The sequence below is a fragment of the Dactylosporangium sp. NPDC051485 genome (assembly GCF_040682015.1).
Lineage (GTDB): Bacteria > Actinomycetota > Actinomycetes > Mycobacteriales > Micromonosporaceae > Dactylosporangium.
In genome coordinates, this window is sequence record NZ_JBFAZW010000211.1 from 1 (window position 1) to 6,701 (window position 6,701).

Here is a 6,701-nt window from a genome sequence, read left to right on the forward strand (position 1 = left end):
ACAATCTCGCCGCCGAGCGCTTCCCACCGCGCCGCGACAGCGCGTACCGTCGTGAGGTCGTCGTCCGCCCGGCCCGATCCGATGGCCAACCGTGTTGCGCCGCGGGTCCGGGCGAGTGCCGCGATCGCCTCGACCTCCGCCTCCGACGCCGCCGAAACATGCGGCGGCCGGCTTCCCTGCGAACTACGAAGGAGCGGGCTCACCACGGCGTCCGATCCGAGAGATGTCTCCACCAGTGCGTGTCGGGTGCTCATCGCGGTTCCCTTCTCTCTGCGCTCTGTAGACGTCAAATCGGAGCCAAACGTGAGACGCAGTTTCGAAGGATCACCCCCAACGCCGCCACCGCATCGGCGTGGCCACCACCGACGCCAGCCGACAGGTCCACGGACGGAAATCGCCGCCACCTGGCCCGCGAGATCGGTGGCCGGTGATTGGGAGGCCCGCACCAGGCCTACTCGGCCTGGAGCCTCGCGCGACGTGTGATCGCGGCTGAGGCGGCGCTAAACTGCCGGCCGTGGCCACGGTCGATGATCTCCACCGAATGGTGCACCGGGTACGAACCGAACCGTCGCCGTACTGCGCACCGGGCGCCCTGGCCCCTCACCCCGCAGCCGCCACGCTGATCTTGCCCGCAGCCGCCGCAACTCCTCACGTTCGGCGCTGCTGAGCTCACCACCGCCGGCACCGGCACCGCCGGCCCGCTGCTCATCGGCGCGTTTCGCGGCACTGACCCGGTTACGCAGGGTCTCGTGATTGACACCGAGTTCACGGCCGACATCACGGATCGTGCTGCCGGAGGACGGCATTGCCGACGGCGGCAGACGAGATCGGGTGCGCTGGATTCGGCAGAACAGAAACCCTCTGCCTCGCCGAGCCAGTCACCATCTGTGACGAGCACTGGCCAGCCGCCGTGCGCCAACGGCGGCATGTGCGCGCAGCTGATCAAACGGTTCTGTGCCGTCCGAGCCACTGCCGGACCGTCGCGAAGTCCGCATCGGTCAAGCCGAGGTATGGGTCGACGTGGTGCAGCAGCGCCGGGCACGGGTACTGCGTGGCGACCCATCGCTGATCGGCGTCGGTGATCTCATCGTCAAGCCAGACGAACGGCCGCCCAGCGGCCCATCGCGTGATGGACACCGTCTTCCAGTGCAGACCAGGTGCTAGCTCGTCATCGATGTCCGGCCAGGCCACGATGGGCAGCACCGGCAGGCCAAGCCGTGGCGAGATGACCTCATTCGCCTCCGCCATCCACGTCGTCGCCCAGACGAGCTCGCCGTTCAGGGCCAACAGGCGCCGCCCGTCATCGGGGTCGAGCCGGTGCAACAGAGGATTGCCGGAGTCCCCGTACGCGTGCGTCACGGCTCCGATGGAAGGGTGATCCATGGTCGCCGAACGTTCTCGCAGCGGAATGAGTACACCGTCGACGTCGAGAAAGATCAACGTTTGTCGCGCGATGCCAGGAAGCACTTCCGGACCGTACCTGATCTCGCCCCGCCCGACTTGCGGCAGCAGCGTGCGCTCGTCCAGACGTCTGGGCTGTCGATCTCGATCTCACCCAGGCGGGTCATGTCCGAGGCGCCGGGTTCAGCCGGCTTCGTGGACGAGTTCGCCGTGGTGGCCGCCTGCGAGCGGCTGGCCGGCCTGGACCTGGAGGAGCCCTGGAACCCGCCGCATCCGGCCCACGCCGCGGCGGCGGCCGCGTGCGACGAGCCGTGGTCCCCGCCACCCGCCCACGACGCCATCCAGGACGCCTCCCTACCGGCCATCGACTCCGGCGTCGTCACGGTGCTGGGCCTGGGCCGGGCGGCCTCGGTGGAGGAGGCGGCGCGGGCGGCGACGCCGGACACCCCGATCACGGCAGTGCTGGTGACGGGCCGGCCGCAGGAGCTCGCCGACCTGCCCCGGCTGGTCGTCGCCGAGCTGATGAGCTGCCTTCGGGTGGCCTTCCCGTCCTCCGCCTGGCCGGACCTGGCCCTCGTCCACGACCCGGCCGCCACCCTGGCCGCCGCGGTGGGCATGACCTCGGTCAGCGACACGACGGAGACGGCGGTCCTGGTCCGCGACGGGCGCATCGCCGCCCGGGCCGAGGGCTTCGGCGCCGGCCACGCGGTCGCCTCGCTACGGCCCTGATCCGACGTTCAACGTTGCGGGCTCACGACGCCCGGAGGTGAGTCGGGCGGCCGCGTGAGCCGCTCCTGCCGGGTCCAACTGGCCCAGCCACGCTCGCGCATCAGGTCCAGCATCCGCTGCGCCCGCGGGTCGGACTCGACGGGAAGTGCGTCCAGAAGGTCAAACGTGAGATCGTTCGCCAGCTCGCCCAGGTTGTTCTCGCCGGAGCTGTATGCCTGCTCGGCCAGGTCGGCCAGGATGTCGGCGGCTTCCTCCAGACGCGGATCGTCGTCTGCGTCGCCTTCCAAGATCTCCGACAGGACCCGATAGAGCCGAACGAGTTGCGGGTCACCGAGCTGCGCGAACTTGGCGGGCATAATTTCATGGATGCGATCGGGCCAGCGAGCCGCCACCAGGATCCACCCGTCCCGCTCACCCTCCACGATCCGCTCCGATACCCCGATCTCCCGAAGCCGATCGAGATAGGAGACCACCTCCGGCGGTAGCGCCAGACTGTCCCCGGCAGCCAGTTGCGCGATCTGCTTGCGGCTGGTCTCGAGCCGTTCGATCTCGTCGCGCAGGTGGCTGTCGATCCGTTGGACCGCTTCGGCGAAGGCCGGTACGTCGGCTTCGAGCATCTGACCGATCCGGGACAGCGGCACGCCGGCGTTGGCGAGGGTGCGGATCTTGATGAGGGCCACGACTGCTCGTGCGCCGTAGCGCCGGTAGCCCGAGGCATCCCGGTCCGGTTCGGGTAGTAGCCCGATCTGGTGATAGTGCCGCACCGCCCGCACCGTGACGCCGGCGTGCGCCGCGAGTTGACCGATCGTCAGCATGCTGTGGATCCTGCCCGCAACTCGCCCAGACCCGGTCGACGCCCGGCTCAGGAAATCCTGCGACGGTAGGCGATGTTGGCGAGGACGTAAGCAACGATGAGGATGCCGCCGCACCAGGCGAGGGCGGTCCAGATGTCGGTGCCGACCGGTTGCTGGGTGAACAGGTCGCGGATTGTGTTGACGATGGAGGTCACCGGCTGGTGTTCGGCGAAGGCGCGCACCGGGCCGGGCATGGTGCCGGTGGGCACGAACGCCGAGCTGACAAACGGCAGGAAGATGAGCGGGTAGGAGAACGCGCTCGCGCCGTCCACGCTCTTCGCGGTGAGGCCGGGGATGACGGCGATCCAGGTCAATGCCAGGGTGAACAGGATCAGGATACCGGCGACCGCGAGCCACGCCGGCACTCCCGCGCCCGAGCGGAAGCCCATGAGGAGGGCGACGCCGACGACGAACACGAGCGAGATCACGTTGGCGGCCAGCGAGGTCAGCACGTGCGCCCACAGCACGCCCGATCGAGCGATCGGCATGGACTGGAATCGCTCGAAGATCCCGCCCTGCATGTCCGTGAAGAGCCGGAATGCGGTGTAGGAGATGCCCGACGCAATCGTGATGAGCAGAATGCCGGGAAGCATGTAGTCCACATACGAGACCGTCCCGGTGTCGATCGCGCCACCGAACACGTACACGAACAGCAGCATCATGGCGATCGGCGTGATCGTGGTCGTGATGATGGTGTCCAGGCTGCGTGTGACGTGGCGCATGGTCCGTCCGGTGAGCACGGCGGTGTCGCCCAGGAAATGCGTGGCCATGACTGTTCCCTACTGCTCGTTCGACGTGGTCTTGCGGTCTTCGTTGCTCCTCGTGACGTCGCCGTCCCGGTCTTCTTCGCCGGCGGCGCCGACGACCGCGAGGAAGACGTCTTCGAGGGAGGGCTGCCGCTCGACGTATTCGACCTTGGCGGGCGGCAGCAGCTGCTTGAGCTCGGAAACGGTGCCGTCGACGACGATCCGGCCCTGGTGGAGGATCGCGATCCGGTCGGCAAGCTGTTCGGCCTCGTCCAAGTGCTGCGTGGTGAGCAGGACGGTCGTGCCGCCCGCGGTGAGCTTCCTGACGGCCTGCCACACCTCGATGCGCGCTTGCGGGTCCAGCCCGGCCGTCGGCTCGTCGAGGAAGATGACCGGCGGACTCCCGATCAGACTCATCGCGATGTCCAGACGGCGGCGCATGCCACCGGAGTACGTCGCTACCCTCCGGGTGCCCGCCCCGGTCAGCGCGAAGCGCCTCAGGAGATCATCCGCGATCGCGCCCGGGTCCTTGAGGTGCCTCAGCCTGGCGACCAGGACGAGGTTCTCCCGCCCGCTGAGGATGTCGTCGACCGCCGCGAACTGCCCGGTGAGACTGATGGACTCGCGTACGTCGGCGGCCTGTGTCGCGACATCGAAGCCGTTGACCCGGGCGGTCCCCGTGTCGGCCTTGAGCAGCGTGGACAGGATCTTCACCACCGTGGTCTTACCCGCCCCGTTCGAGCCGAGCAGGGCGAAGATGCTGCCCCGCGCCACCTCGAGGTCCACGCCACGCAGCACACGCAGCCCCTTGTACGACTTCTCCAGGCCCTGCACGTGGATCACGGGCCCCTGGATCTCGTGCATTGTTGGCGGGATGCTCATGACGGCCAGCATGGAGGGTTGACGCAGCGTCAAGGTCAAGTCCGCCCGGGGCAGGTTCGCTTCGTCCACGCTGCCGACCGACGCTCGCCTGCCGGCCCACTCGGCCGTGCGCGCGATGAGCACGATCACACATATCGACGCAAGTCTTCACCCAGAACGACAGTTCAGGCCGGTCGAGCCGCCTGTGTCATCCTCGGCACCAACCGTGACGCATTGATGTCGAACGAAGTATTCACCGCGCGCACGCATCCTCGTCAATGCGCTCTCATGATCTTGTAGCCGGCGCTCCCCACGATATGGCGTCATCCCTGCCCAGGAAGGGGGAGTTCCCATGTCGATCCGCCGGGTGGTGCTCGCGCTCGCGACCACCGCCCTCGTCGCCACCGGCGTGACCGCCGCGGCGTCGCAGGCGCAGGCCGCCACCAGCGTGCCGCGCTTCGACCACATCGTGCTCGTGATGTTCGAGAACCACGCCTACTCCCAGATCAACGGCTCCAGCAGCGCCCCGTACTTCAACTCCCTGGCCGGCCAGGGCGCGAAGTTCACCAAGTCGTACGCCATCACGCACCCGAGCCAGCCGAACTACATCGCGCTGTTCTCGGGCTCCACCCAGGGCGTGACCAACGACGACTGCCCGAAGAACTTCACCGGCACCAACCTGCAGTCGCAGCTGGTGGGCGCCGGCCTGACGTTCAACGGCTACTCGGAGTCGATGCCGTCCAACGGCTACACGGGCTGCTCGAGCGGCACCTACCAGCGCAAGCACAACAGCTGGGTCGACTTCAGCAGCGTGCCCGCGGCGTCGAACCTGACCTTCGCGAGCTTCCCGTCGTCGTCGAACTACGCGAGCCTGCCGACGGTCGCCTTCGTCACGCCGAACATGTGCAACGACATGCACGACTGCTCGGTCGCCACCGGTGACACCTGGCTGAAGAACAACCTCGACGCCTACGCCCAGTGGGCCAAGACGCACAACAGCCTGCTCATCGTCACCTTCGACGAGGACAACCGGCTCGCGCTGAACCAGATCTTCACGGTGTTCGTCGGTGCGCACGTCACGACCGGCACGTACACCGAGCAGATCAACCACTACAACGTGCTGCGCACCATCGAGGGCGCGTACGGCCTCTCCGGCATCAACAACGCCGCCAGCCTGTCCCCCATCACGGACGTCTGGGCCTAGCACCACCGTTGCCGTGGGCGTCCTGCGGGGCGCCCACACCCCCTTGGAAAGGCTCTCCGTGTATCTGTCCACAGTGGACAAACCGACCACCGCCGCCGTCGCCGTCCCCGCGCGGCGCACCCGCATCGCCGCCACGGTGCTCGCCCTGGGCACGGTCAGCCTGATCACGGACGTCTCGGCCGAGATGGTGACGGCCATCCTGCCGCTGTACCTCATGCTCGGCCTCCACCTGGGCCCGCTCGGCTACGGCGTCGTCGACGGCCTGTACACCGGCGCCACCGCGCTGCTGCGCCTCGTCGGCGGCTACGTCGCCGACCGCATCCGCCGCCGCAAGGCCGTCGCCGCCTTCGGCTACGGCATCTCCGCCCTCGCCAAGCTGGGCCTGCTCGCCGCCGGCTCCTCGGTCCCCCTGCTGAGCGCCGCCATCGTCGTCGACCGGGCCGGCAAGGGCCTGCGCACCGCCCCGCGCGACGCCCTCATCACCCTCTCCACGCCCCCGGAGCGCCTGGGCCGCGCCTTCGGCGTGCACCGCGCGATGGACAGCGTCGGGGCCTTCGCCGGCCCGCTGGTCGCCGTCGCCGTCCTGACCGCCTCGGCGCAGTCCTTCGACGCGGTCTTCGTGACGAGCTTCTGCGTCGCCCTGCTCGGCGTCTTCGTCCTGCTGACCTTCGTCCCCGACCACCGCGGCCCGTCCTGGCTCGCCCCGTCCAGCGCCGCCGTCTCCCCGGCCCCGATCGCGGCATCTCCGATCGCGCCGGCCGACGCCCCGGCCGCTGCGGCGCCGTCGCCCACTTCGCGATCGTACTTCGAGGGGCCCTCCCCCACCCCTCCCACCGCGATCGACGATCAAGACGATCGCCGGGCCGGCAACGCGCCTCGCGGCACGGGCGCGGCGCGGCCCACGAC

Annotated in this window: 8 protein-coding genes; 3 read left to right on the top strand and 5 right to left on the bottom strand. The window is 68.9% G+C overall.

Features of this window, described 5'->3' with window-relative positions; all coding sequences use genetic code 11:
• Both AB0M46_RS50505 and AB0M46_RS50510 read right to left on the bottom strand, forming a co-directional pair.
• A partial coding sequence (locus AB0M46_RS50505) for a hypothetical protein (protein ID WP_363348774.1) occupies positions 1–254 on the bottom strand: 254 nt, incomplete at its 3' end.
• A gap of 688 nt (positions 255–942) precedes the next feature.
• Positions 943–1,467: an HAD domain-containing protein gene (locus AB0M46_RS50510; protein WP_363348776.1), complete on the bottom strand. Its 525-nt coding sequence runs from the start codon at positions 1,465–1,467 to the stop codon at positions 943–945.
• A gap of 99 nt (positions 1,468–1,566) precedes the next feature.
• Here AB0M46_RS50510 and AB0M46_RS50515 point away from each other — a divergent pair, with 99 nt between their 5' ends.
• A complete protein-coding gene (locus tag AB0M46_RS50515) occupies positions 1,567–2,130 on the top strand; it encodes a hypothetical protein (RefSeq protein ID WP_363348778.1) in 564 nt (187 codons plus the stop codon).
• 8 nt (positions 2,131–2,138) lie between these two features.
• Here AB0M46_RS50515 and AB0M46_RS50520 read toward each other — a convergent pair whose 3' ends face one another.
• Genes AB0M46_RS50520 through AB0M46_RS50530 form a run of 3 tightly spaced genes read right to left on the bottom strand, consistent with a single transcriptional unit; the run spans position 2,139 to position 4,612 of the window.
• Positions 2,139–2,945 carry a MerR family transcriptional regulator gene (locus tag AB0M46_RS50520; RefSeq protein WP_363348780.1) on the bottom strand — a complete coding sequence of 269 codons (807 nt, stop codon included), beginning with the start codon at positions 2,943–2,945 and terminating at the stop codon, positions 2,139–2,141.
• A 47-nt stretch (positions 2,946–2,992) separates the two neighbouring features.
• On the bottom strand, positions 2,993–3,754 hold the full coding sequence (locus AB0M46_RS50525; RefSeq protein ID WP_363348782.1) for an ABC transporter permease: 762 nt from the start codon (positions 3,752–3,754) through the stop codon (positions 2,993–2,995).
• Positions 3,755–3,763: 9 nt separating this feature from the next.
• Positions 3,764–4,612, bottom strand: a complete 849-nt coding sequence (locus AB0M46_RS50530) for an ATP-binding cassette domain-containing protein (RefSeq protein ID WP_363348788.1) — start codon at positions 4,610–4,612, stop codon at positions 3,764–3,766.
• 331 nt (positions 4,613–4,943) lie between these two features.
• Between AB0M46_RS50530 and AB0M46_RS50535 the strand changes: the two genes are divergently transcribed.
• Both AB0M46_RS50535 and AB0M46_RS50540 read left to right on the top strand, forming a co-directional pair.
• A complete protein-coding gene (locus AB0M46_RS50535) occupies positions 4,944–5,795 on the top strand; it encodes an alkaline phosphatase family protein (protein WP_363348784.1) in 852 nt (283 codons plus the stop codon).
• A gap of 73 nt (positions 5,796–5,868) precedes the next feature.
• Positions 5,869–6,701: MFS transporter (locus AB0M46_RS50540; protein WP_363348786.1), on the top strand; the 833-nt coding region annotated here is incomplete at its 3' end.